The sequence below is a fragment of the Paraburkholderia sp. EB58 genome (genome assembly GCF_050436665.1).
Lineage (GTDB): Bacteria > Pseudomonadota > Gammaproteobacteria > Burkholderiales > Burkholderiaceae > Paraburkholderia.
Map to the genome: position 1 here is coordinate 99,755 of NZ_JBNDMQ010000021.1, position 22,940 is coordinate 122,694.

Genomic DNA, 22,940 nt, shown 5'->3' on the forward strand with positions numbered 1-22,940 from the left:
GGCAGCGTGGATCCGGACAAGCTCACGCATCCCCCTTTTCGATGCGCTCCAGCCGGTATCCATAGCCATAGATCGGCGTCAGGCGATAGCCGTTTTCAGGCCGCAACCCCAGTTTGCTGCGCAACATCGAAACGTGGGTGTCCATGGTGCGCGACGGGATTTCGGTGGCCTGCTTCCAGATCACATCCAGGATATGGGCGCGCGACAGCGGCCGGCACAGGTGCTGGAACAGCAGCAGTGCCAGGTCGAATTCCTTTTGCGTCACGGCCACCGCGGTGCCGCGTACCACGACGTGCTTGGCGCTCAGATCGAACTCGTATTCGCCGAACACTTCCTTCAGCGCGGTCGTGTTGAGCTGATAGGCGCGCCGCAGCAGCGAACCGACGCGCGCCAGCAAGACGCCCGCCGATACCGGCTTGACGACGTAGTCGTCCGCCCCCGTATTGAGGATCGACGTGATGTCGGTCTCACGGCTGCGGCTCGTCATGAACAGCACCGGCAAGCGCTCGGACAGGCTCTCGCGCACCCAGCGCAGCACTTCTTCGCCCGACATATCCGGCACATTCCAATCCAGCACCAGCAGATCGAAGGTCTGGCGCCGGAGTTGGCGCACCAGCGCGCGGCCCTCGGCATAGGCATGGCAGATGTGGCCAGCGGCCGAGAGCGTTTGACACACCAGATCGGCCTGAGCCGCATCGTCATCCAGGACTGCAATTCTCATAACACCCCGCAATGCAACACCGTTATTCGTATCTGGATGGCCGGTCATCGATTCGATTCGGCGCGGCCCGGATACACCGCGCTACGACGCCCCTTTGCCTTTAAACGCCACGTGCGCATTCCGCGCGCTGACCTTCGGGCAACGGACTCCTCCATCGACAACGCTATTTATCGATTATTGGCCGCGCACCAAAAACGCCTGTTTAAAACAGGTATCCGATATATCTCAAAAATGGCGCGCAATTTGCCCAGTCACGTAAAGTGAATAGGCATTTTCATCATAATCGAAAACGGCCATCCCCTTCCGAATGCCATCCTCCTGCCATCCGGTTTCGGCTCAACGCTTGACCCTGTCTCTCAGGTTTTTTATACGGTTTCTTGAGACCTTCAACGGGCTGTACAACTGGTCTCGCTCACGCAGTGATGCTGTGGCCCCGTCTAACCTGTCCTGGCGGGCGCAAGGCGCTGTGCCTCACGCTTACCATCCTCATTGTTATCGTCTTCCTGCGGCTTCAATTGACGGTTCAACGCCGCCTCGAGATGAATCCGCACGTGTTCCCAGGCACTGTGTGCATAGTCCGGCTGCCCCGCCGCCCAATCCTGGGCGAGCGCGAACACGCGACGCACCGTTGCCGCACAGGCGCTCAGATCGCCCGTGCCATGAGCTTCCGATTGACGCAGCAATTCCGCGAGCCATGGCATGTCGACAGCACACGAGTCCGCGTAGGCTTCGATCGCCGCGCGCGCATGGCGGTCGCTCGTCAGATCGGGCTCGATGCGCTGCAAGCGCTGCCCAACCTTGCGCTTCCGCTCGTTCGCCTTGAACGGAATGCGCGTCGTGCGCGGTCTAAAAAACATCCAATCCCTCGTTAAGCGGCACAGCATCTGTCACGCTATTGCCGCCCAGCGCGATGCAATTCGCATACTGACTCGTGCGTCGCGCGCCCGAGTGTGGACAAATATTTACATTCCGTCGAGACAGTATAAGAACAGTCTCAATTTAAATCGTTTAAAGATTGTTAGATCGGTTTCGATCTGTGTGTGGCAGCGCGCACACGCGTGTGTTGAGGCGGGAAATGCTTTTGCTACGGGAGATTACTAAGCGGCTGCCCACTCGGCGAGGGTTGCCACCGTGTTCATGTTGCGTGCGGTTCCAGTTTTGGCGTTCGCAATCTTCAGTTTTGATTTGGCTATTCCGTTGCCGTAATGCACGTAAATTTCGCGCACTCCGAGCGCGATTTCTTCGGTCTGCTGGCCGCTTACACCGCTCAAGGTATCCGCAGGCGGCACTGAGTCGAGAAAGATTGCGACCGTTTGGTTCGGTGCGGCGGATTTGAACGGATTGGCGTCGAGTACGGCGGCGAGTTCCGCGGCGGTTCGGATCAGAACGCCGACCGGCTTGCCCGCGTAGGTCTCAAGAGCGCTCTCCAGCTTCTTCTTGACAGCCGTTTCAGACAGCTTGCTCGAGAAGACGACGTTGCCGCTCGCAATATAGGTGCGCACGTTGGCAAAGCCAAGAGACTCGCACATGGCCCGAAGCTCGGCCATCGGGAGTTTGCCGGTGCCGCCGACATTCACGGCGCGTAACAAAGCAACGTAATGGGTCATCGTCCACTCGCCCTCGCAATCTCCGGCATTGGCGCAAACAACGCATCTAGATCATCATCGGAGAACTTAACCGTTCCCGCTGCGTCCTCAGACAGGATGCTGTCGGCCAGCGCCGCCTTTTTCTCCTGCAGCCGGACAATCTTCTCTTCGATGCTGCCCGCCGCGATCAGTTTATAGACGAACACGGGCTTGTCCTGGCCAAGCCGATGCGCACGGTCCGTTGCCTGATTCTCGGCCGCCGGGTTCCACCACGGGTCGTAGTGAATCACCGTGTCCGCCGCCGTGAGATTCAGACCCACGCCGCCCGCTTTCAGACTGATCAGGAACAACGGCACCTCGCCGCGTTGGAAGCGATGCACGGGCGTGGCGCGATCGGTCGTGTCGCCAGTCAGCGTAACGTACGGGATAGCGGCCTTATCGAGCGCGGCCGCGATCAGTTCCAGCATGCCGGTGAACTGCGAAAACAAGAGCACGCGCCGGCCCTCTTCGATCAGCTCCGGCAGCATCGCCAGCAGCAGTTCGAGTTTGGCCGACTCCTTGACGCGTGCCGCTTTTTCCAGCTTCACGAGACGCGGATCGCAGCACACCTGGCGCAGTTTGAGCAACGCATCCAGCACGATGATGTGACTACGGGCGAGCCCCTGAGAGTTCACGGCTGCACGCACTTTCGCCTGCATCGCAGTACGGACGATTTCATAGAGGTCGCGCTGCGCCCCTTCCAGATCGACAGTACGCACGATGGTGGTTTTCTGCGGCAGTTCTTTCGCCACCTCGTCTTTGCGGCGGCGAAGCATGAACGGACGAATCCGCCGTGCCAGCAGTTCGCGCCGGACACCATCGCCGTTGCGTTCGATGGGATTGCGCCAGCGTTTGGTGAAGTCCTTCTGCGTGCCGAGAAAACCCGGCAGCAGAAAATCGAACTGCGCCCACAATTCGCCGAGGTGATTCTCGAGCGGCGTACCAGTGAGGCATAGACGGTGCCGCGCCCGCAGGTCGCGAATCGCAGTCGCCGATTTGGTGGTGGCGTTCTTCACATACTGCGCTTCGTCCAGAATCAGCAGGTGATACTCGTGCTCGGACAGCACCGCGTGGTCGCGCCACAGCAATGCATAAGTGGTGAGAATCAGTTCGTGCTCGCCGATCAACTCGAAGCGCTCCTTGCGCTGCGGCCCGTTCAGATCCAGCACCTTCAGGTCCGGCGCAAAGCGGCGTGCTTCCTCTCGCCAGTTGTGAACCAGGGTGGTCGGCACGACGATCAGCGCCGGACGGTCGAGGCGCCCAGCCTCCTTCTCCGCCAGCACGTGGGCCAGCGTCTGAACCGTCTTGCCGAGCCCCATGTCATCGGCCAGGATGCCGGCCAGATTGTGCTCGCGCAGGAACTGCATCCAGCTCAGTCCCTGATGCTGGTACTCGCGCAACTCGGCCTGCAGCCCGCGCGGCACCGGAGCCTCCTTCACACCGGCGCCATTCTGCAGACGCTGAGCCAACTGACGGATCGAGTCGTCACCCTGAAATTCCCAGCGGCCCGTGTCGTTCAGGGCAGCAAGGCGTCCCGCATCAAGCTCAGGAATCCTGATGTTCTCGTCGCCCTTCCAGCTCCCTAGGCCGTCGAACAGATCGACCAGCACGCGCACCACCGGTTTTAGCCGGCCGGCGCGCAGGCGCAAGCGCTCGGCGCGGTCGGTGGTCAGGTCGATCTCTTCTTCGTCGTCGATCGTTTCGAGCGCGCCGCCCAGCCAGCGCCGGTCGCGCCGGAACAGGCCCGCCAGCAGCGGTTCCAGGCGGACCGTGCGATCGCCCAGCGTGATGCCCATCTCGAGGTCGAACCAGCCATCGCCGGCCTGGCGCGCGGTGCCTTCGATCGCGTCGATCTCGATCACGTTATGACGGAATGTCGGCGCCATCGTCACGCGCCAGCCTTTGCTGTCGAGCGCGGGCACGGCTTCGTCGACGAACTCGGGCCATGCGTCGACCTCAGGTAACGCGAGCAGCGTCTCCGGCAGTGCGTGCCGCGAATACGCGCCGCTCGCCGGCACCACCTGCAAGCCGGTCTTGCGCAACTCGAGCAGGCGTTGCTTTTCGGTATCGTAGCGGCGCCGGATGTGGATCACGTTGCCGCCCGGGAGCGGCACCAGGGTGGCGTGGCTTTCCGCCTTGATGCTGACGCCTTCGTAGTCGAAACTGACCGCGGCAAAGTCCAGCAGATGGCTGCGCTGCGCAGCCTTGCCGACGCCCAGCGCAGCCATCGGCAAGGTGTTGAGCGCCAGCACGGGCACCGGTTCGGCGTCGATCACGCGCACCTTGGTGGTGTCGAGCGCAGGCGGCAGGGGCAGATCGGGCGCGACCTCGCGCAGCACGGCCGCGACCAGCGGCGCCTCCGCGAGCGAAATGGGCGGCATCGACAGGTAATCAGGCAATTGCTGGAACGGTAAGGAGAGCTCGACGATCCCGGCTTCGCCGGCGTCTGCGTCGACGTACCAGACCGGCTCGGTCGCCAGCACCATCGCGGCCGGCGGATCGGTGCGCAACACCGGCCTCAGACGGTCATCCGACTGCGCTTCCCATTCGATATGGCCCGCCCGTGCCGCTCCCATCGATAGCGGGCGAGGCGCGCCTCGCGAGGCACCGTCGGCGGCCAGGGCTGGAAACAGTCGACCGGTTGCGATCAATTTATGCAGCACGTCACCGCCGTTCGCGCCGCGCAAAATGAAATGCCCGTGATTCTCGCGCGAATGGCCGAGCCACAAGCTACGCAGGATCACCAGATCGTCGTCCGAAACGAATTTGGGTGGTTTGATCAGCGCTGCTTCGACATTGCTCCACGGCTCGTCGATCGCGCGGACCTCGCCATCGGCACCGAGCCGCGCCTTGAACAACTGGATCTCGTGACGCTGCTGAAAGCGCGACCAGCCCAGCCGATAGGCGAGCGCGTGGGTGGCCGCTGCGGTTGAAGGGATTTTGCCGGGCGCGCCGGACTCAGCATGGCCGGCATGGGCGCGAAATGTCTCCAGCCACCTGACCAGCTCGGGACGCACGCCGGACTGCGCCCCGGCCTCTTCCAGGCCAGCAATCAGCAGGGCCGCCATGTGCTTGCACTGGAAGCCGACCGGGCAGGAACAATCGCCCTCTACCCACAGGTCGTCGCCGACGTCATGAAACTGGATATCCACCACATAGGGATGGCGCTGCGTGCCCTGCACTTCGCCGCTCAGGGTGTTGTTTTCCCAGTGCAGATTGGAGACCGCATCGACGTAATCGCGCGCCTTGGCGACGGTCCTGGCCCCTAACCACTTCGTAATATCTTCTCGATCATAGAAAACTGACGACATCCGGGTGACCCATCCATGCGTGTTCTGGCGCGCGGCGACGATGCGGGTTGAAGGATTCGGCGGGCGAGGCATCCCCGCTTATGACCTGGCGTCCTGTTCCCGGCTGCGTTTGCCGCTGATAGCCGACTATTTTCGCATGTGTCGAAAAACGCTGTTGGGCGGGGTTAGGCGGCGGGTGGCGCAAAATCCGGCCCGTGCGGTTGCGAGCGCTTCCGGCTCGCGATGGCGGGACTGTTCAGGTCGTCACGCCCGCCGGATCATCCACGACAGGCGTCGCGGACGCTGGCGCACCAAAGCTCACTTCCAGGTCCGCAGCCGCAAACACCTGCGCGAGCGCCGGCGACGGCGCCTCGTCGGTGATCAACAGGTCCACTGCATCGCACCCAAACGCGTGTACCAGCGCGCTGTGCCCGAACTTGGCGTGATCGGCCACCACGACCCGCCGCTCGGCCTGCGCAAACGCGGCCAGGGAATAGGAGACGTCGTCGGGTTGCGCATCCATGAAACGGCCCTGCGCGTCGACCGCCGTCACCGAGACGATCGCGTAGCGCACGTGAAACTGGCGGATGAACGCCAGCGTGCTCTCGCCGAACGCCGCGGCGTCGTCGGCGCGCAATTCACCGCCCGCGATGAACACGCGGTTGTCGTTGCGCGGCGCGAGCGTGCGGGCAATTTCCGCGGAATTGGTGACGACCGTCAGCCGCGACCGGGCACACAGCGCGTTGGCGATATGTACGCAGGTCGTGCCGCCGTCGAGTATCAGCGAGTCGCCATCGCGCACCAGATCGCATACGCGCGCCGCAATGACCCGCTTCGCCTCGAGGTTCTCCTGCATGCGACGCTGAAACGGCGGCTCGTCGAGGCGGTCCGGCAACATCACCCCGCCATGCACCTTGAGCAGCACACCTTCCGAGATCAACGGCTTGATGTCGCGACGGATGGTTTCGTCGGACACGGCGAAGACTTCGGCCAGCTCAGTGATCGTGCAGGTCTGCTGCGCCCGCACAAGGCGCAGGATTTCAGATTGGCGTTGGGTTGAAAACATACGGGATGCGGGAGGATCAAGGTGGCGGTCAGTCTAGCAAACGCGCTGTCGCAGGGAAAGTCGTTTCCACAAATTCCCACGAGAGTCAACAGAGACTGGACAAAGGCCTGCGAAGGCCGTGCTGCAGTTGATTCACGCTCTCCTCGGTTCCGCAAGGCAATGAATTTTATGTGACAGTGTTGCGTTTTGCGGTCTTTTGTTGCAATCTACGTCCACACATTTCCACGCATATCAACACGCACCAGTCAAAATCCAACCCATGTCTACATCTATTCCCCAACACGCCCGGGTAGTCATCGTCGGCGGCGGCATCATCGGTTGCTCCGTGGCGTATCACCTGACGAAGCTGGGTTGGACCGATGTCGTCCTGCTCGAACAGGGGCAACTGTCCTGCGGCACGACCTGGCACGCTGCAGGCCTCGTGGGGCAATTGCGCGCCCAGGAAAGCATGACAAAACTGATCCGCTACTCCACTGCGCTTTACGCCGAACTGGAAGCGGACACCGGCCTCGCCACCGGCTGGAAGCAATGCGGCTCGCTCTCGGTCGCGCGCACGGCGGAGCGGATGACGCAACTCAAGCGCACCGCGGCCGTCGCCCGGGCCTACGGCGTGACGTGTGATGTCATCGGCCCGCAGGAAGCCGGCGAACTCTGGCCGGTGATGCGCACCGACGACCTGCTCGGCGCAGTCTGGCTGCCTGGCGACGGCAAGGCCAACCCCACCGATCTGACCCAGGCCCTCGCCCGCGGCGCCCGCACGCGCGGCGCGCGGATCGTCGAAAACACGCGTGTCACTGCCATCCACACGCGGCAAACGCCAGGCGGACGCGAGGTAAGCGGCCTCGCGTGGCGCAACAAGGACGGTGCCGAAGGCACGATCAACGCGGAAATCGTCGTGAACTGCGCGGGTCAATGGGCGAAGGCCGTGGGCCGCCTGTGTGACGTCACGGTGCCGCTGCATTCGGCCGAGCACTACTACATCGTCACCGAGCGCATTGCCGGCGTGCACCCCGATCTGCCGGTCATGCGTGACCCGGACGGCTTCATCTACTTCAAGGAAGAAGTAGGCGGCCTCGTGATGGGCGGCTTCGAGCCGAACGCCAAGCCTTGGGGCATGAACGGCATCCCGGAGAATTTCGAATTCCAGTTGCTGCCCGACGATTGGGATCAATTCCAGATCCTGATGGAAAACGCCTTGCAACGCGTACCCGCGCTCGGCACCGCGCAAGTCCGTCAGTTCTATAACGGACCGGAGTCGTTCACGCCCGATAACAACTTTATCCTCGGTGAGGCGCCCGAACTGCGCCACTTCTTTGTCGGCGCGGGCTTCAATTCGATGGGCATCGCATCGGCCGGCGGCGCCGGCATGGCGCTGGCCGAATGGATCGTCGCCGGCACGCCGACCATGGACCTGTGGCCGGTGGATATCCGGCGCTTCGCGCGCTTTAACGGCAACGACACGTGGCTGCATGACCGCGTGAAGGAAACGCTTGGGCTGCATTATGCGATGCCCTGGCCGAACCGCGAGCTCGATAGCGCGCGCCCATTCCGCCGGTCACCGCTTTACACGATGTTGCGCGACGCAGGCGCGAGCTTCGGCAGCAAGATGGGCTGGGAGCGGCCGAACTTCTTCGCGCCGAGCCCAGCGGAAGCGAAGATCGAGTACGCCTTCGGCCAGCAGAACTGGCTGCCGTGGAGCGGCGCCGAACATCGCGCTTGCCGCGAAGGCGTGGCGCTGTTCGACATGACGTCGTTTTCGAAATTTCTGGTGAAGGGACGTGACGCCGAGAGCGTGCTGCAAGGCATCGTCACCAACGATGTTTCGGTGCCGACGGGCACCACTGTCTATACGGGCATGCTCAACGAGCGCGGCACCTACGAGTCCGATTTCACGCTGACCCGCCTCGCCGACGATCAATACCTGATCGTCACCGGCTCGGCTCAAACCACACGCGATTTCGACTACATCGAGAAGTCGATCCCGCACGACAAGCGTTGCACGCTGGTCGACGTCACCGGCCAGTACGCGGTGCTGGCCGTCATGGGACCGCGTTCGCGCGATCTGCTGCAGAGCATTTCGAAGGCTGACTGGAGCAATGCGGCGTTTCCGTTCGGCCAGAGCCGCGAAGTGGACATCGGCTACGCAACGGTACGCGCTACGCGGCTGACCTACGTCGGTGAGCTGGGCTGGGAACTCTACGTACCGGTCGAATTCGCCGCCGGCGTCTATGAGACCTTGCATGCTGCGGGAAAACCGTTCGGGCTTCTAAACGCGGGCTATTACGCGATCGATTCGCTGCGGATCGAGAAAGGCTACCGCGCATGGGGCCGCGAACTGACGCCGGATTCGAATCCGTTCGAAGCGGGTCTGGCGTTCGCCTGCAAGCTGGACAAGGAGATCCCGTTCCGTGGCCGTGAAGCTTTGCTGAAACTGCGGGCAGAGCCGCTGCGCCGGCGCATGGTCGTGCTCACCGCCAACGGCGCCGCCGACCGCATGCTGTGGGGCGGCGAAGCGATCCTCCGTGACGGCAAACCGGTGGGCTTCGTCAGCTCGGCGGCCTTCGGCCACACGTTCGGCCGCCCGGTGGCGATGGGCTACATCAACAATCCGGAGGGTGCGGCTGATGCAGCGTATCTGACGAGTGGCCGCTATGAGATCGACGTCGCCGGCGATCTGTTGCCCGCGACCGTTCATCTGAAGGCGCCGTACGATCCGCGCTCGGAACGCGTGAAAAGCTGAACGGGCCGCCCGCGCGGTTTTCACGCGCGACCAGCGCCGCGCGCCATGCTCGAAAACACTCCATCGCGCCGGATCAGTCCATGAAACAGCGCGGCCGCGAGATGGCCCAGCACGGTCAGAAACAACGCCAACGCCAGGTACGTGTGCAACGCACGCAGCAAGGCGTAAAGCTGGACGTCATGCGGCACGATCGGTGGCAGGTGAATCGAACCGAACATCGTCACCGGATACCCCGCGGCTGACAGCATCGCCCAACCTACAAGCGGCATGGCCAGCATCAGCGCATACAGCACCAGATGCGAAAGTTTGGCGACGAATCGCTGCAGCACAGGCATGTCGTCCGGCAGCGGCGGGCTGCCGCGCTTAAGCCGCACGGCAATCCGGAGCAGCACCAGCAGCAGTATCGCGATGCCGAGCGGCCTGTGAAGCGCGATCAACGTATTGTGTGCTTGCGAGACTGTCGCAACCATACCGATGCCGACGAACAGCATGATGAGGATTGCTAACGCCATCGTCCAATGAAGCAGTCTCTGGACGGGGCTGAAATGTGAATGCGTCGGCGTCATGACCGATCTCCGTTTTGCTGCGGGTGATGCAGATTGGGATTGAGCGCTTCTTCGCGAGTGCGCCGGTTATACGAAAGCGAATAGGCCGCCGAACGTGCGGCAAGCAACGGGTCGTCCGAAGTTCGGATGCCCGCGGGCAATACCGTCGGATCGAAGTTGACGTCGCGGCAGGAGCCGTCGTCCTGCGAGGTCTCATGGTCGATTGTGAGTGTGCCGGCGTCGATCTGCTGCCGGGCAGCTGGCCACATTTGCGTGGCGTCGTTGGTCGGATCGCCAGGCGCGGCCACCGTCACGATCAGGTGCCAGCGCAGCGGGCCGCTCTGCAGACGCTGCTCGAGATCGGCGTCCAGAAAATTCTTCTCGGCTTTTTGCGCGTCGGTGATCGGCGCGAACAGCGTTTCCGGGACCATTGCCCAACGTACGGCGTGCGACTCGCCATCGGCATCGACGAAGCGGAAAGCATTCACGCTGTAGTACGCGCCGTTTGCGAAACTGGACGACGGGGGATGCCCCTTCACCCATGCCTGAAACGGCTGCGTTTCCGGATTGGCCGCGTAAAACGCCTTGAGCACAGCGGGGTCTGGCTTGCCCGTCGCCGATTCAGGCTTCGCCGCGACCAATTGCTGATAGAACTGCTCAGGTGTACGAACCGGGAACACCGGAACCGAATTCATGCCGGTACGCCATTGCTCGCCATCATGCTGCGTGAACATCAGAGCGAGGCTGCGGATCGGCACGCTGGTGTCGGGCGCAGACGGATTGCCGCCCGGAATCGCAAAGCGGCCAATGACCGGGGTTCGCCCCGCCGCGAATACGCCCGCGTTCGAGAGCGCCGCAGCGTTGCCGTTGCTGTCGAAGTAGCCGGCTACGCACACGCCTTTTGCATGGTTACGGCGAAAGCCCGGATGAGTACCGTTGTCCGCTTCGAAGGCGCTGATGATGCGGTGGGTGGTCAGGCGCTGCGGCGTGAGCCAGCCGGCCACGTAGGCGAAACCACCTGCCATGGCCACCACGACGGCGCCGATGGCGGCGAGCCGGCATGGCACGCAGAGGGGCGCGGGCGGTGGGAATGAGGGCTTGTTCACAAGGACTCCTTTGGCTTTTTGAGGCTGTGTACTGGCAGCAAACACAGGGGCCAAAGGTTTATTCCTGGCTGAAGCGAATTCGTGGGATGGTGGCGGATCCAGCCCATCACAGCGAAAGCACGTCATGGCGGCATGCCCCCGCGTGCGCCCGGCTGCGCCGTTTTCGTTGTTCATAAATGTGGAATAAACGGCTACAGGATCGTGTTAGCGGGTGAACAGACAATCTCCTGGCACGAACACCATGAAACCGATCGATCCGCGGCACGATCCGCCGCTCTCCGAAACCGATATCCAGGCTTATGCCGACGGCTTTCTTCCGCCCGAACGCGCCGCCCATCTGCGCCAGTACCTCGGCAAGCGGCCGGGCGAGGCTCGCCGGGTGGCCTTTTACGGCAAGTTGAACCAGCAGATCCAGGATAGCTTCGTGCCGACCGACGAGCCTTTGCCGCCCCCCTTGGTGTCCGGCAAGGCACTCGCCCGTAGTGCGCCCGGCCGGTGGCTCGAACGGTGCATCCGGGCGGCCATGCTGCGTCCGTTGCGCAACTTGCTGGCGTTGATGCTCGCGGTTGCTCTGGCCCTGCTGGCCGCGAGCGGCTGGATGGCTGCGTCACAAGTGTCCGAGGAAGCGCTAAACAACGCCGCCGTCATGGCGCTGGCGCAGGCGACCGACGGTCACCTAAGCGCGCCGGCTGGATCGCCTCATGGGGTCAGCGCAGGGGTCAGTGCGGCAGCGACCGGCACGACAGCGCCCGCTACCACGGCCTCCGGCCCAGCGGCGGCGCTGGCAGCAGCGCCCGCCCCGCTCGACGTAGCGCCGGACGCACCCAATCTAGCCCCAGTCGGCATGCACCTGGTGAGCTATCGGACGCTCAAGCTGGGCCCATTGGCACGCGCCGCTGAATATGTCTACTTGAACGCCGAGGATCAGCCAGTGGTACTGCTCGTGGCACGCTCGCGATCGGTCACCGCCCAAAACCAGTGGGGCGCGCAGCGTGTGGGCACGCTACGGCTCCTGATCTGGAACGCGCACCACCACCGCTACGTGCTGGCCGGCGCGGCCGACGCGCGCGGCCTGATGAGCGCCGCCGACTTGATGACCATGCGCTACGCAAAGGCTGAATAAGCAACTTATTTCCGCTGACGCCTATTTCCGCCCAGGTTGCCGGCGGGAATAAAATGGCAACAGGCGTGTTTGCACCTGAAACGCCGTCGTGCGGCCTTGTGGGCGTCCGACGCAGCACCTCTCCTAGGAGAACCCCGGTCCGCCCGAGGTTCTCTCGCCCCCCGCGGGGGAAGCCCGGCGCGAAGCGGCAGGCCTGGAGGCACTCACTGGTAAAGGCAATGGACATCCGTGACGAATTAATGGAGCACGTCCCGCGACTGCGGCGCTACGCAAGAGCGCTGATAAACAACCGGGACTTGGCCGACGATCTGGTGCAGGACACGCTGGAACGCGCATTGGGACGTACGGCACTGTTTCAGGCCGGCACCGACCTGCGCGCATGGCTGTTCACGATCATGCACAACGTCTTCGCGAACCAGGCGCGCAAGGCGTCGGTGCGGGCCGTGCACGTGTCCGTGGACGACGACAGCGTCTCCGAGAGCGAATTCGCGGTGGCGTCCGACCAGACACGTTCGCTGGAAATGCGCGATCTCGACTACGCGTTGCAGCGCCTGCCCTCCGAGCAGCGGGAAGTGGTGCTGCTGGTCGGACTGGAAGAAATGAGCTACGCCGACGTGGCGCTCGCGCTGGACATTCCGATCGGCACAGTGATGTCGCGGCTGTCACGCGGGCGTGAGCGGCTTAGGGCTTTGATGGCGGGCACACAGCCCGGAGCGAAATTACAGGTGGTGCGATGAACGAACAAATCACTCCGATCGGCGAAGAAGAGCTTCACGCGTACGTGGACGGCACACTGTCCGACGAGCGCCGCGCCCAGGTGGAGCGCGCCCTCGAGCAGAACCCGGAACTGGCCTCGCGGGTCAGCGACTATTTTTCACTGAACAATCTGTTTCATGAGCGCTATGACCGCGTGCTAAGCGAGCCGGTGCCCAAGCGGCTGCAACCGCCGGCACCCAAGCGGCGCTGGCTCGATGCGGCGAACTGGCCGCAATTCGCGGGGATGGCGGCGGCGCTGGTGCTGGGTGTCGGCATTGGTGTGGGTACGCAGATGGGGAAGGATGTGCCGGGCACGATGCCGACTTCCATGGGCATGGGCAGTAATCCTTCGGATACGCGCCCCGTCAGTGCGGATGCGTCGGATGGGCTTGCGCGGCAGGCTGCGGTGGCGCACGTGGTGTATATGCCCGCAGTACAGGTGCCGGATAGCACCGGCACGGACCAGGATCAGGATTTCGTGCAATGGCTGTCGAACAAGCTCGGCACCGATGTTCATGCGCCGCTGCTCAAAAAGAGCGGGTTTGAACTGAGCGGCGGGCGGATTCTGCCCGGGGCGGACGGTCCCGTTGCGCAGTTCATGTATCGCGGACCCGGGGATGAAAGGGTGACGCTGTGTATCTCGCACCGGAAGGTGAATTCGAATACCACCGCGTTCAAGCTGTATCAAGATGGGCCGGTGAACGTGTTCTATTGGGTTGATGGGGATTATGGGTATGCGGTTTCGGGCGGGATTGATCGCAAGATTTTGCTGCAGCTTTCGCATGATGTTTATGCGCAGTTGACGGCGGTGAAGGGGGGGTAATGGGGGGTGTTGCAATAGTACCATTAAATGGTACTATTGCTTCCATGAAGCGAGCCCACATCCGAACCCTCGAACTGATCTTTGCGCACCCTGTTTCGGCCAACGTGAGATGGTTGGACATCGAAGCGCTGTTTCTCGAACTCGGCGCAAAGATCACGGAACGCGAAGGCTCACGGATTGCGGTTGTACTGTTCGACCAGGTACAGGTCTACCACAGGCCACATCCCCGGCCCACCACCGATAAGGGCGCGGTGGCCAGCATCCGCAAATGGCTCGAATCGAACGGAGTCAAACCATGAACATCCTCACCATCAACAATCATCGCGCCGTCATCAGCTATGACCCGGACACCGATATGCTGCGCGGCGAGTTCCTCGGCCTGAACGGTGGTGCTGACTTCTATGCCAGCGATATCCCCACCCTGAAGGTTGAAGGCGCCAGGTCTCTGGCAACGTTTCTCGAGGTCTGCGAAGAGAACGGCATTGATCCGGTCCGCCACTTCTCGGGCCGCTTCAATGCCCGCATTGACCCTGAGCTACATGCTCGTGCGGTCGAGACTGCCGCGGCTGAGGGAATCAGCCTCAACCAGCTCATTGAGCGCGCTATTGAGCACGAAGTCAGGACGTGAGCGAGGGGTTCAACGCCGCGCATTAACGGGTTTTGAATCTCACACGCGAGCGACATGATCAAGCGCGCCAAGGTCGACCGTGTAATGCCCCTTTTAGGGGGAAGGACCGCGTAAACAAAGCGCGGGCAATGAGTGTTACCAGCACTCACTGCCCGCTGACCACAACCAACTCATTGAGGGAGTTGACCATGGGTAACATCAATCTTAAACCACGTCGCGCATGCGCCGAGCCTCCGACGAACATTTCCGTAGAACTTGAGGAAGCGCCCGGCACAGGCAACCCGCAGGAACAGCGCAGACGCGTCGCCTTTCCGTGGATGCAGGTCACCGACGCAATGCTCGAACAGGTGGGCTTCCTGCCCGGCCAGCGCGTTATGCTCAGCGTTGATCACCGGCACGGCAAGATCACCCTTTCTCTCGATCGCGACTATACGATCGCAGGCAGACCCATGACCAGCGAGCAGATCAGACAGCGCGGCGGCCTCAGGATCGACTGATCCAGATACTCCGTTAAAAACCCAAGGGCCGCTTCCGCGGCCCTTGGGTTTTATCTTATGTTCAGCCCTCCTGCAATCACGAGCCCATAATCTCCAACTCACTCCACAGTGGCGCCAAGCTTATCTCTTCCATATGCGTTCCAAAGTCAACAAACGGTGCAACCCCGATGTCCTCAAGTGAGAACCAGGTAGCCTCACACTCTTGACACACAAACAGTACCGCCCCTGTCTTCTTGATCTTTGCCTTGGCAATATCGCCTTGCTCGCATCGGGGACACAGCATTTCTAAACTCCTTACTTGCTAAATGGATAAGCGGTAATGATTTGGTTGGTACCAGGTCGAACAATAATCTTGATATTGGTTTCGCCAGCAGTACCAATCGTACGCCCCATAGAAACAACATAAGCACCGGGATCATTCGGCAACGGGCTTCCTTTTGCACGCCATGCCTCGTCAACTACTCCCAATACCTCTTTTCGATCCACACTGAAGACACTGTGAGTCGTCTTGCTGGGATTCGGCACAGCATGGTCAAGTACGTGTTGAACTCGATTCCCATGAACGGAGCCAGGACCATAGTCAAGACCGGCAGGAGTTGTCCAAGTGCGAGTGCTCTTCGCAAAGGTTAGCTCGACACCTGAGATTGACCCGGTTCAACGGACAGATTTGCAGTTGGGTTTAGTGTGATGTTGAACCTCCCGGGAGTGTTGAGTCGCGGGTTGTCCACGGCCGGGCGGCGGGTCGCCTGTCACGACCATGGCGCTGCCCGGCGGTGGGCAACCCGCGCGGCGATGACATTTGATCCTGCGAATGCAGGTTTTCGAATTCGAGCGGCGAGCAATAGCCGATACTGCTATGCAGGCGGCGTATGTTGTACCAGCCTGTGCGACACGTGTCGCCGTCCGCCGGACGTAAATCGGCAATGTAGTGGATGGCAAAGTCTGTTTCTGTCTTGTCACGCGCGGCTTGACGTGCCGTGACCTGCCGTACGACCGGCAGTTGCCTACCTGGACGTGCGTGACTGGTAACGGTCGGGTGCGAAGCTCCAGGGACAACGTCTCGTCGAAAGACGTCATCACTGGCGACGGTGAGTGACGACGCTGCAAGCCGCAATGCGGCGTGGGGGCCAGGCAAGTTCCGCATGCGCAACAGATGTGAACCGTTGATAAACCTCGTAAACAACAACGGGCCGAAGCGGCTTATAGGCCCGAGCCAAAAAGGCACGCAGCTGGATGCTCCTTTGGGTTGTAGGAGCACGTCGTCACAATGCTGCCGGGGAAAAGACGGGCGCTAAACGGACAGGCCCACTGCGAGGAGAAGTTCAAATTGCATCTGGGTTGGCAGGAACGGGAACGTGGTAAGCCCGATTCTCCGCCATCGGTCTGAAGCCGGACCCGTGGCAGGTGAGCCGTGAGGCAAGCTGTTGGGGGAGCGGGTAAGAGAACGCGGAAAAAGCGAATGCCGGGCTGTAGCCGCCCGGACACGGGTTCAAAATTTGCCCCGACCTGAAAGGGTGCTGACTTCCGTGTGGTGCAGCTGTCGCAGACGCGCACCTGAGGTCTCATGAAAGGCAGCTTGAGAGTGGCCGGCGCAAGCTGGTTCAGCGCCCTTCACCTGAGTGATCAGGCAGACCGACGACGCGAGGGTTTGCGAAGGCCTTGTGCGGTTCGGGCTAGGCCGGCGTCAGTGCGACGCTTAACGCTGTGCTCGAGCCGTATGCGGGGAAACTCGCACGTACGGTTCTTCGGGGGCTCCGTGTCCGCAAGGGCACGGGGCTACCCAATTCCAGAAACCAGAAGATGCGTGCGCGGGCCTGCTCGTGGGTCGCGAAGTGTTCCCGCATCAGCAGCTCCGTCTCGAGCGTGCCGAAGAATGATTCGCACATGGCGTTGTCATAGGCGTCGCCGGCAGTCCCCATTGACGGCTGCACGCCAGCCTCGCGGCAACGCCTCCCGAAGGCAATGGACGTGTATTGACAGCCCTGGTCCGAATGATGGATCACCCCCTCGGGACGCCGCTGCAGCAACGCCATGTCCAGTGCACGCAGCATCAGTTCGGTGTACAGATGGGTTGACATTGCCCAGCCGACGACGCGGCGGCTGAATACATCGAGCACCACCGCCAGATACAGGAACCCTTCAGCGGTCGGCACGTATGTGGCGTCTGCTACCCACAGCACATCGCGGGCGTCGGCGCTGAAGTGCCGGCGCACCAGATCGGGGGCACGGCGTGCACCTGCGCGTTGCCGCGTGGTGTGCGGCCAGCGCCGCCGGCTCGCGCCACGCAGGCCAGCCATGCGCATCAGGCGCGCCACCCGCTTGCGTCCCACGTGCATGCCTTCGCGTGCCAGCTGCGCATGAATACGTGGTGCCCCATACGTGCCGCGCGAGCTCGCATGCAGCGTACGGATGCGCGCGAGCAACTGTGCGTCACCGCATGCGTGTGCCGAAGGCTCCCGTACCAGCCACGCGTAATAGCCGCTCGTGGAGACCCTGAGCAGCCGCGCCATCGTGGCGATGGGCCAGCGGGCCCGGTTCGCTCTCATGAATCCGTATCCTTCGGCGATACGGCTCCCGTCTCCCGGGCAAACCAGGCCGCTGCGTGAGAGAGTATGTCGCGCTCCATCTTCAACTGCCGGTTCTCGCGGCGCCCTACGCCCGCGCGATCGCCGCCCAACTTTATGCCGGACGACACCGCGACGATGTCGAATTCAAGGATTTTCTGCAGTTGGCCTGCGTTGGATTGCTCGAGTCGATCGACCGGTTCAAACCCGACCGGGGTGTTTCGTTCCGGACGTTCTGCACCCCGCGCCTTAGGGGCAGTGTACTGGCAGGAATCACGCGACTAAGCGACGGCCAGGAGCAGGTCTCATTGCAACGGCGCATGCGTCGTGAACGCGTTATCTCTCTTGAGCCGGAGCCCGAAACCACCGATCGGTCACACGACACCTTTCAAACGCTTGCCACGCTCGCGGTAGGACTGGCGATAGGTTTCCTCCTCGACGATACCGGTCTGGTCGAGGATTGCACTTCAAAGCCGACGCCGTACGGCAACGCCTACCAAACCATTGCATGGCGCCAGACCCGCGAGCGATTGCACGGTGCGGTCGGTCAGTTGGCGGAGCGAGACCAGAAGATCATTCGCTACCACTACTTCCACGGACTCGCATTTGAACAGATTGCCGACATCTTCGGATTGACCAAGGGTCGCATTTCGCAATTGCATCGTGCGGCGCTTCTCGAATTGCGAGCCCGGATCGGCGAGACCCAACATTTATTTGCCGTAAGTTAGGACTATGACCATCGAATCCAATTCGTCCAACCAGTGCAGCGACAACGTCATGTCGTCGATCATGCAAGCCATCGGGGACGGCGACGAGAAAGCGCTGGGGGTGTTGAACAACACGCTTGCAGACTGGCCGTTCGACTACCGGCTATGGTTTCTTAGAGGTGCCATCTATGCCAGCGAGGGGCGGCATAGCGAGGCCCGAAGCGATTTCTCGCGGGCTATCGAGCTTTCACCCGAATTCCACGTAGCGACTTTCATGCTGGGTCTGCTTGATCTAGTCAGCGCACGCACTTCGGAGGCCGCCGCTACCTGGTCGACGTTAGATCAGCTCGCTGAGGATGATCCTTTGCGGGTCCTGAAGCGCGGCTTGCTCAGTCTTGCCCATGACCAGTTCGACGTCGCGCTCGAAGAGCTTGATCGGGGTCTGCTGCTGAATCAGCAATACCCATTGATCAATTCATATATTCGCAGTGTGATCGGGCAAGTCACCGAGCACGCACGGCAACAGCAGCGCGCGGTCCTGGACGCGCAACCGCATCAAGGCCATCTGCTGCTCTCCGGCTACCATGGCAATCAAACACGTCATTGACATTCACCGCCATGGATCCTATTTCCACGCTCAATCAAGTGATGTTGCTGCTCCGCCAGCAACTTGCCGAAAAATCGCAGCGCCGGGAGCGTGCGTCCTCACGCCCACGGACCGTAGCGTCGTCACGGCGTGGGCCGGCATCGCCGCAAGACCGGCCCGACCATGCCAGAGATGCGATCCATGCGCAGATCGAGACCCTACGAGCCGCAGGCGTAAGCGCAGAACGCCAACTGTTTCGCGTTGCAGTCGAGGGGCTCCTCCTTCGCGAATTCGGGGCCGAAGTCGGCAATGATCCGGCATTCCAGCAGATGGGTGATTGGATCTGTGGCTGCCTCGACGAAGAGCCGCATACCCGTGAGATGCTGCGTAAGTTCATTGACAGCTGAGCCGCGCGCTTAGCCCCTCCTACCACGTGGGAACTACGATACGTCTGATCATTCGGGTACGGATTGTTACCCATGCCTGGTGAATGAGTGAAAAACGGCATTCGTCATCCCGACTGCATCGGCCGTATCAGGACCTCGTTTCACCCACCCCTCACCAACTCCCGCGGCGTCACCCCCAACACCCGGCCCATCCAGCGCGCCATATGGCTCTGATGCGCGAACCCGGTCTCCAACGCCACCTGACTCGCGCTTAACGCGCCCTGCAACAACAACGCCCGCGCCCGCTCAACGCGCCTTTGCACCACATACTGATGCACCGGCACACCTAGCGTCTCCCGAAACAGCACCTTGAAATGCGGCGCACTAAGGTCCGCCAGCGCAGCGAGTTCGCTCAACGTAAGACGCTGCTCCAGATTGCTTTCGATGAACTCAACCACCCGCGCGGCCATGCGCGGCGCGAGCCGTTTGCTGCGCTTACCCTCGAGCGCCGGCGCCCCATCGGCCAACCGCACGATCATCGCCGTGCCGAGGCTCTCCGCGTAGAGCGGATCGGACACCTCATCGGCTTCGAGCTCGGCGCGCAATGCCCACGCCAGATGCTGAAAACGCGCATCGCGCATCTGAAACTGTGGACGGATCTGCGCCTGGCTCTCACGCAACGCCATCTGTTCGAAGGTCCTGCGCACGAACGCGTCGGCAAACCACACGGTGAAGATCGTGCAATTGGACTCGTCGGCCCATTGACCGTCGAGTCCCGCGGGGATCACGTCGGTGTCGCCCGGCGATTGGAGGCGCACATGGCGCCGCTCGTCGCAGAGGCAATGAGCCTTGACCGGCGTGCCGATATGAATGCCGATGCGGTGATGTTGCTGCGCCGGAATCCGGTGCACCCCCGCCGCCACACTGAACAGCTCCGCGCCGAAGCCTTGCCAGCCGAGGCCGGCGCTCGATCGCAGACTGATGCGGGTGCCCGAGTGCGGCGTGGGAATCGGTATCACAGCGTTCATTGCGAACCCCTCTCGAATGACGACAGACGTGCCTGCATTGTGCGGTGTTTTGCTGGTCGCTGCAGGACCTGTCCCATCCGTGACGCGAAAGAGCGCGAAAACAGTCATCCGGATCTGCTCATGGCAATCCGTCCCTGCGCGTCCCGCGCATTGCGCGCTTCTATGATGGGGACACCCTACCCACAAGGAGCGCAACGTGTTCGTCGTTTTTGGAGCATCAGGCAATGTAGGAAACGCCACCGCGGTCCGCCTGCGCGAGGCCGGCCGTGCGGTGCGCGCCGTGGTTCGCCTTGAGCAGCAAGGCGAGCATCTTGCGACGCTAGGCTGCGAGATCGCGATAGCCGAACTCACCGATCGCGCGTCCGTCGCCAAAGCAATCGAAGGCGCGGACGCCGTGCAAATTCTCTGTCCGGTCCCGCATGCCGACCATCACCCGGCCAACACCATGCGGCACATGATCGACATCGCAGCCGACGCGTTGCGGGCCAATCCCCCGCCGCGGATATTGGCGCTGTCCGACTATGGCGCAGAACTGGATCGCGACACCGGCATCACGCTGCTGTTTCACGAGCTCGAAGCGCAGTTAAGGCCCGTCACGAGCCATCTGACTTTCTTGCGCGCGGCGGAGCATATGCAGAACTGGGGCCGCGTGGTGCCGGCCGCGCTTGCAGCGGGAGCATTGCCGAGCCTGCATCATCCGCTCGACAAGCTGTTTCCGACAGTCGCCGCGCAGGACGTGGGGCGGCTCGCCGCCGACTTGCTGATGGACAACGACCCTGACGGCGAGGTCTCGCCGCGGATCGTCAGCATTGAAGGGCCGCAGCGGATCAGCGCGCTCGATGTGGCGCGCAAGCTCAGCGAGCTAAGCGGGCGCGCAGTCGCGGCGCAGGCGTTGCCGCGCCAAGCCTGGACGGCGATGCTGCTGCGCGCTGGACTCAGCTTTAATCACGCGCAGTTGATCACGGATCTCTACGACACGCATAACGATGGCCGCATCGATGTCGAAGCGGGGGTGGGTGAACGCCGTTTCGGGACCACGCCACTAGCGGAGGTCTTGGCGTCGATCCTGCCCCGTGTCGAAGCTGCCGCGAGCTAAACGGGACTGGCTGGCCGCTATCAACTTGAGCAACTGCTCAACGCAATACCGGATAGCAACGACGACTTCATTTACTTTTGATTGTCGCTTGTCGCCCGGGGCCGCGATGCTGCAATAGCGCGATATACGCCGCGATAACACCCCTCAGCCGCCCCACTCCGGGCCGGCTGAGGCGGATGCCTCACTGGGCCTCACTCGTTCTCGTCGAAGTAGTGCCCAAACTTGACCTGCTTGGTGCGGATATAGCGCTCGTTTTCCTCACGCATCGGAATCGCCAGCGCGACCCGCTCGCACACGGGAATGCCGTGTTCCGACAAAGTGTCAAACTTCTTCGGATTGTTGCTCATCAGCCGCACCGAGGTGACTTTCAGCGTACGCAGAATGCCGGCGGCCGAATCGTATTCGCGCGAATCGTCGGGCAAGCCGAGATCGAGATTGGCCTCAACCGTATCTCGCCCCTGCTCCTGCAACGCGTAGGCGCGAATCTTGTTCGACAGGCCGATCCCGCGCCCTTCATGACCACGCAGATACAGCAGCACGCCGCGGCCTTCGGCGGCGATATAGCGCAGCGCGAGGTCGAGTTGCTCGCCGCAATCGCAACGGTACGAGCCGAGGACGTCGCCGGTCAGGCACTCCGAATGCAGGCGCGTGAGCACCGGTTCATTGTCTGCGACGTCGCCCATCACGAGGGCGAGATGTTCCGCGCCGCTGTCGCACACGCGAAAAACGTAGGACGTGAAGGTCCCGTACCGGGTAGGAAGCGTGGCGACCGCGTCGAGAATGACGCATTCGCCGTTATGTTGACCGTCTGCGACAGACGGAATGTGAGGCGTGGGCATGGCGTTAGGCAAAGGCACTGACATGAACCCGTGAACAACCGGGGATAAAGTATGGAACTGGAGTTTACCGCTAATCGGCCTCGCACACTTGCCGGCGCGTGCTCCACGTCGCAACGGGCACCGGCCGACAAGGCCCGGTGCGCCAGTCAGTTGGGTAAAAGTTAGCCACCAGAGTTCGCCACCAGGCACCAGGGATTTGCCCATGAGTGCCCGATGCGCGTGCGCCGCCTATACTGGAAAAGCCTTCCATTACGACCGCACGTCCTGTGCCGACGTGCTGCACTGCGAAACGGAGCCGCTCCATGACAAGCGTTGCGCAACTTCTCAAATCGAAACCGAATCAAGGCGTCTTTACCGTTGCGGCGGACGATTCCGTCTACGACGCGATCAAACTCATGGCGGAAAAGCAGATCGGCGCGCTGGTCGTGACCGATGGCGACAGCATCGCCGGCATCATCACCGAGCGCGACTACGCACGCAAGGTCGTGCTGATGGACCGCGCGTCGAAAGCCACGCCCGTGCGGGACATCATGAGCAAAGCAGTGCGTTTCGTGCATCTGGACCAGACCACGGATGACTGCATGGCGCTGATGACCGAACGGCGCATGCGCCATCTACCGGTCATCGATCAGGACAGGCTAGTGGGAATGGTCTCGATCGGCGATCTGGTGAAGAACATCATTGCTGAACAGCAGTTCACCATCCAGCAACTCGAGTTCTACATTACGGGCGAGCATCCCTGAGCCGTTCCCGCACGGCAGCAAGCGTCGCAGAAGCAAAAAAAGCCCAAGCCATCCGGTTTGGGCGAAGCTAC

The 22,940-nt window shown here is 62.0% G+C and carries 22 protein-coding genes and 1 pseudogene; 12 read left to right on the forward strand and 11 right to left on the reverse strand.

Annotated elements, in window-relative coordinates:
- Positions 1 to 22: 22 nt before the first annotated feature.
- The 5 genes from P3T40_RS27395 to P3T40_RS27415 form a co-directional block, all read right to left on the reverse strand.
- On the reverse strand, positions 23 to 721 hold the full coding sequence (locus tag P3T40_RS27395; protein ID WP_429270839.1) for a response regulator transcription factor: 699 nt from the start codon (positions 719 to 721) through the stop codon (positions 23 to 25).
- 437 nt (positions 722 to 1,158) lie between these two features.
- The gene (locus P3T40_RS27400) at positions 1,159 to 1,578 is read right to left on the reverse strand and encodes a hypothetical protein (protein ID WP_429270840.1); all 420 of its coding nucleotides are present in this window, start codon (positions 1,576 to 1,578) and stop codon (positions 1,159 to 1,161) included.
- Positions 1,579 to 1,818: 240 nt separating this feature from the next.
- Entirely contained in the window at positions 1,819 to 2,328 is a 510-nt protein-coding gene (locus tag P3T40_RS27405) for a DUF1697 domain-containing protein (RefSeq protein WP_429270841.1), read from the reverse strand.
- Entirely contained in the window at positions 2,325 to 5,657 is a 3,333-nt protein-coding gene (locus P3T40_RS27410; RefSeq protein ID WP_429270842.1) for an SNF2-related protein, read from the reverse strand. The genes P3T40_RS27405 and P3T40_RS27410 overlap by 4 nt, the downstream gene beginning before the upstream one ends.
- Before the next feature lie 235 nt (positions 5,658 to 5,892).
- On the reverse strand, positions 5,893 to 6,702 hold the full coding sequence (locus tag P3T40_RS27415; RefSeq protein ID WP_429270843.1) for a DeoR/GlpR family DNA-binding transcription regulator: 810 nt from the start codon (positions 6,700 to 6,702) through the stop codon (positions 5,893 to 5,895).
- Positions 6,703 to 6,961: 259 nt separating this feature from the next.
- On the opposite strand from P3T40_RS27415, the gene P3T40_RS27420 reads away from it, so the two are divergent.
- Entirely contained in the window at positions 6,962 to 9,442 is a 2,481-nt protein-coding gene (locus P3T40_RS27420) for a GcvT family protein (RefSeq protein WP_429270844.1), read from the forward strand.
- Positions 9,443 to 9,462: 20 nt separating this feature from the next.
- Here P3T40_RS27420 and P3T40_RS27425 read toward each other — a convergent pair whose 3' ends face one another.
- Together P3T40_RS27425 and P3T40_RS27430 are read right to left on the reverse strand one after the other, a co-directional pair.
- Positions 9,463 to 10,008, reverse strand: a complete 546-nt coding sequence (locus P3T40_RS27425) for a cytochrome b (RefSeq protein ID WP_429270845.1) — start codon at positions 10,006 to 10,008, stop codon at positions 9,463 to 9,465.
- The gene (locus P3T40_RS27430) at positions 10,005 to 11,093 is read right to left on the reverse strand and encodes a catalase family peroxidase (protein WP_429270846.1); all 1,089 of its coding nucleotides are present in this window, start codon (positions 11,091 to 11,093) and stop codon (positions 10,005 to 10,007) included. Before P3T40_RS27430 ends, P3T40_RS27425 begins: the two co-directional genes overlap by 4 nt.
- A 241-nt stretch (positions 11,094 to 11,334) precedes the next feature.
- Between P3T40_RS27430 and P3T40_RS27435 the strand changes: the two genes are divergently transcribed.
- The 6 genes from P3T40_RS27435 (at position 11,335) to P3T40_RS27460 (ending at position 14,920) form a co-directional block, all read left to right on the forward strand.
- Positions 11,335 to 12,216 carry an anti-sigma factor family protein gene (locus tag P3T40_RS27435; protein WP_429270847.1) on the forward strand — a complete coding sequence of 294 codons (882 nt, stop codon included), beginning with the start codon at positions 11,335 to 11,337 and terminating at the stop codon, positions 12,214 to 12,216.
- A gap of 218 nt (positions 12,217 to 12,434) precedes the next feature.
- On the forward strand, positions 12,435 to 12,953 hold the full coding sequence (locus tag P3T40_RS27440; protein ID WP_429270848.1) for a sigma-70 family RNA polymerase sigma factor: 519 nt from the start codon (positions 12,435 to 12,437) through the stop codon (positions 12,951 to 12,953).
- Positions 12,950 to 13,795, forward strand: a complete 846-nt coding sequence (locus P3T40_RS27445; RefSeq protein ID WP_429270849.1) for an anti-sigma factor family protein — start codon at positions 12,950 to 12,952, stop codon at positions 13,793 to 13,795. The genes P3T40_RS27440 and P3T40_RS27445 overlap by 4 nt, the downstream gene beginning before the upstream one ends.
- A gap of 44 nt (positions 13,796 to 13,839) precedes the next feature.
- Positions 13,840 to 14,094, forward strand: a complete 255-nt coding sequence (locus tag P3T40_RS27450; RefSeq protein ID WP_429270850.1) for a type II toxin-antitoxin system HicA family toxin — start codon at positions 13,840 to 13,842, stop codon at positions 14,092 to 14,094.
- The gene (locus P3T40_RS27455; protein WP_429270851.1) at positions 14,091 to 14,423 is read left to right on the forward strand and encodes a type II toxin-antitoxin system HicB family antitoxin; all 333 of its coding nucleotides are present in this window, start codon (positions 14,091 to 14,093) and stop codon (positions 14,421 to 14,423) included. Before P3T40_RS27450 ends, P3T40_RS27455 begins: the two co-directional genes overlap by 4 nt.
- A 188-nt stretch (positions 14,424 to 14,611) precedes the next feature.
- Positions 14,612 to 14,920, forward strand: a complete 309-nt coding sequence (locus tag P3T40_RS27460; RefSeq protein ID WP_429270852.1) for a hypothetical protein — start codon at positions 14,612 to 14,614, stop codon at positions 14,918 to 14,920.
- Between the two features lie 294 nt (positions 14,921 to 15,214).
- On the opposite strand, the gene P3T40_RS27465 is transcribed toward P3T40_RS27460, so the two are convergent.
- Together P3T40_RS27465 and P3T40_RS27470 are read right to left on the reverse strand one after the other, a co-directional pair.
- On the reverse strand, positions 15,215 to 15,388 hold the full coding sequence (locus tag P3T40_RS27465) for a hypothetical protein (protein WP_429270853.1): 174 nt from the start codon (positions 15,386 to 15,388) through the stop codon (positions 15,215 to 15,217).
- Positions 15,389 to 16,593: 1,205 nt separating this feature from the next.
- Positions 16,594 to 17,570: pseudogene (locus P3T40_RS27470) on the reverse strand (IS3 family transposase); the annotation flags it as partial.
- On the opposite strand from P3T40_RS27470, the gene P3T40_RS27475 reads away from it, so the two are divergent.
- From P3T40_RS27475 to P3T40_RS27485, 3 genes are read left to right on the forward strand one after another with little or no spacing between them, the layout of a single operon-like run.
- Positions 17,523 to 18,212 carry a sigma-70 family RNA polymerase sigma factor gene (locus tag P3T40_RS27475; RefSeq protein WP_429270854.1) on the forward strand — a complete coding sequence of 230 codons (690 nt, stop codon included), beginning with the start codon at positions 17,523 to 17,525 and terminating at the stop codon, positions 18,210 to 18,212. The pseudogene P3T40_RS27470 and the gene P3T40_RS27475 sit on opposite strands and share 48 nt — an antisense overlap.
- Positions 18,213 to 18,216: 4 nt before the next feature.
- Positions 18,217 to 18,798 carry a tetratricopeptide repeat protein gene (locus tag P3T40_RS27480; protein ID WP_429270855.1) on the forward strand — a complete coding sequence of 194 codons (582 nt, stop codon included), beginning with the start codon at positions 18,217 to 18,219 and terminating at the stop codon, positions 18,796 to 18,798.
- A complete protein-coding gene (locus P3T40_RS27485; protein WP_429270856.1) occupies positions 18,795 to 19,184 on the forward strand; it encodes a hypothetical protein in 390 nt (129 codons plus the stop codon). The genes P3T40_RS27480 and P3T40_RS27485 overlap by 4 nt, the downstream gene beginning before the upstream one ends.
- A 140-nt stretch (positions 19,185 to 19,324) precedes the next feature.
- Here the strand turns inward: P3T40_RS27485 and P3T40_RS27490 are convergent, their stop codons facing one another.
- The gene (locus tag P3T40_RS27490; RefSeq protein WP_429270857.1) at positions 19,325 to 20,191 is read right to left on the reverse strand and encodes a helix-turn-helix domain-containing protein; all 867 of its coding nucleotides are present in this window, start codon (positions 20,189 to 20,191) and stop codon (positions 19,325 to 19,327) included.
- A gap of 196 nt (positions 20,192 to 20,387) precedes the next feature.
- Between P3T40_RS27490 and P3T40_RS27495 the strand changes: the two genes are divergently transcribed.
- The gene (locus tag P3T40_RS27495) at positions 20,388 to 21,287 is read left to right on the forward strand and encodes an NAD(P)H-binding protein (protein ID WP_429270858.1); all 900 of its coding nucleotides are present in this window, start codon (positions 20,388 to 20,390) and stop codon (positions 21,285 to 21,287) included.
- Between the two features lie 191 nt (positions 21,288 to 21,478).
- On the opposite strand, the gene ribA is transcribed toward P3T40_RS27495, so the two are convergent.
- Positions 21,479 to 22,126 (reverse strand): GTP cyclohydrolase II, encoded by a 648-nt coding sequence (gene ribA, locus P3T40_RS27500; RefSeq protein WP_429270859.1) that lies wholly within the window; start codon positions 22,124 to 22,126, stop codon positions 21,479 to 21,481.
- 302 nt (positions 22,127 to 22,428) lie between these two features.
- On the opposite strand from ribA, the gene P3T40_RS27505 reads away from it, so the two are divergent.
- Positions 22,429 to 22,869 carry a CBS domain-containing protein gene (locus tag P3T40_RS27505; protein WP_429270860.1) on the forward strand — a complete coding sequence of 147 codons (441 nt, stop codon included), beginning with the start codon at positions 22,429 to 22,431 and terminating at the stop codon, positions 22,867 to 22,869.
- The last annotated feature ends 71 nt before the right edge of the window (positions 22,870 to 22,940 follow it).

Bases quoted from the DNA above. Each gene is read 5' to 3' on its own strand.
- P3T40_RS27395 (WP_429270839.1), bottom strand. From the start codon at position 721: ATGAGAATTGCAGTCCTGGATGACGATGCGGCTCAGGCCGATCTGGTG.
- P3T40_RS27400 (WP_429270840.1), bottom strand. From the start codon at position 1,578: ATGTTTTTTAGACCGCGCACGACGCGCATTCCGTTCAAGGCGAACGAG.
- P3T40_RS27405 (WP_429270841.1), bottom strand. From the start codon at position 2,328: ATGACCCATTACGTTGCTTTGTTACGCGCCGTGAATGTCGGCGGCACC.
- P3T40_RS27410 (WP_429270842.1), bottom strand. From the start codon at position 5,657: ATGTCGTCAGTTTTCTATGATCGAGAAGATATTACGAAGTGGTTAGGG.
- P3T40_RS27415 (WP_429270843.1), bottom strand. From the start codon at position 6,702: ATGTTTTCAACCCAACGCCAATCTGAAATCCTGCGCCTTGTGCGGGCG.
- P3T40_RS27420 (WP_429270844.1), top strand. From the start codon at position 6,962: ATGTCTACATCTATTCCCCAACACGCCCGGGTAGTCATCGTCGGCGGC.
- P3T40_RS27425 (WP_429270845.1), bottom strand. From the start codon at position 10,008: ATGACGCCGACGCATTCACATTTCAGCCCCGTCCAGAGACTGCTTCAT.
- P3T40_RS27435 (WP_429270847.1), top strand. From the start codon at position 11,335: ATGAAACCGATCGATCCGCGGCACGATCCGCCGCTCTCCGAAACCGAT.
- P3T40_RS27440 (WP_429270848.1), top strand. From the start codon at position 12,435: ATGGACATCCGTGACGAATTAATGGAGCACGTCCCGCGACTGCGGCGC.
- P3T40_RS27445 (WP_429270849.1), top strand. From the start codon at position 12,950: ATGAACGAACAAATCACTCCGATCGGCGAAGAAGAGCTTCACGCGTAC.
- P3T40_RS27450 (WP_429270850.1), top strand. From the start codon at position 13,840: ATGAAGCGAGCCCACATCCGAACCCTCGAACTGATCTTTGCGCACCCT.
- P3T40_RS27455 (WP_429270851.1), top strand. From the start codon at position 14,091: ATGAACATCCTCACCATCAACAATCATCGCGCCGTCATCAGCTATGAC.
- P3T40_RS27460 (WP_429270852.1), top strand. From the start codon at position 14,612: ATGGGTAACATCAATCTTAAACCACGTCGCGCATGCGCCGAGCCTCCG.
- P3T40_RS27480 (WP_429270855.1), top strand. From the start codon at position 18,217: ATGACCATCGAATCCAATTCGTCCAACCAGTGCAGCGACAACGTCATG.
- P3T40_RS27490 (WP_429270857.1), bottom strand. From the start codon at position 20,191: ATGAACGCTGTGATACCGATTCCCACGCCGCACTCGGGCACCCGCATC.
- ribA (WP_429270859.1), bottom strand. From the start codon at position 22,126: ATGCCCACGCCTCACATTCCGTCTGTCGCAGACGGTCAACATAACGGC.
- P3T40_RS27505 (WP_429270860.1), top strand. From the start codon at position 22,429: ATGACAAGCGTTGCGCAACTTCTCAAATCGAAACCGAATCAAGGCGTC.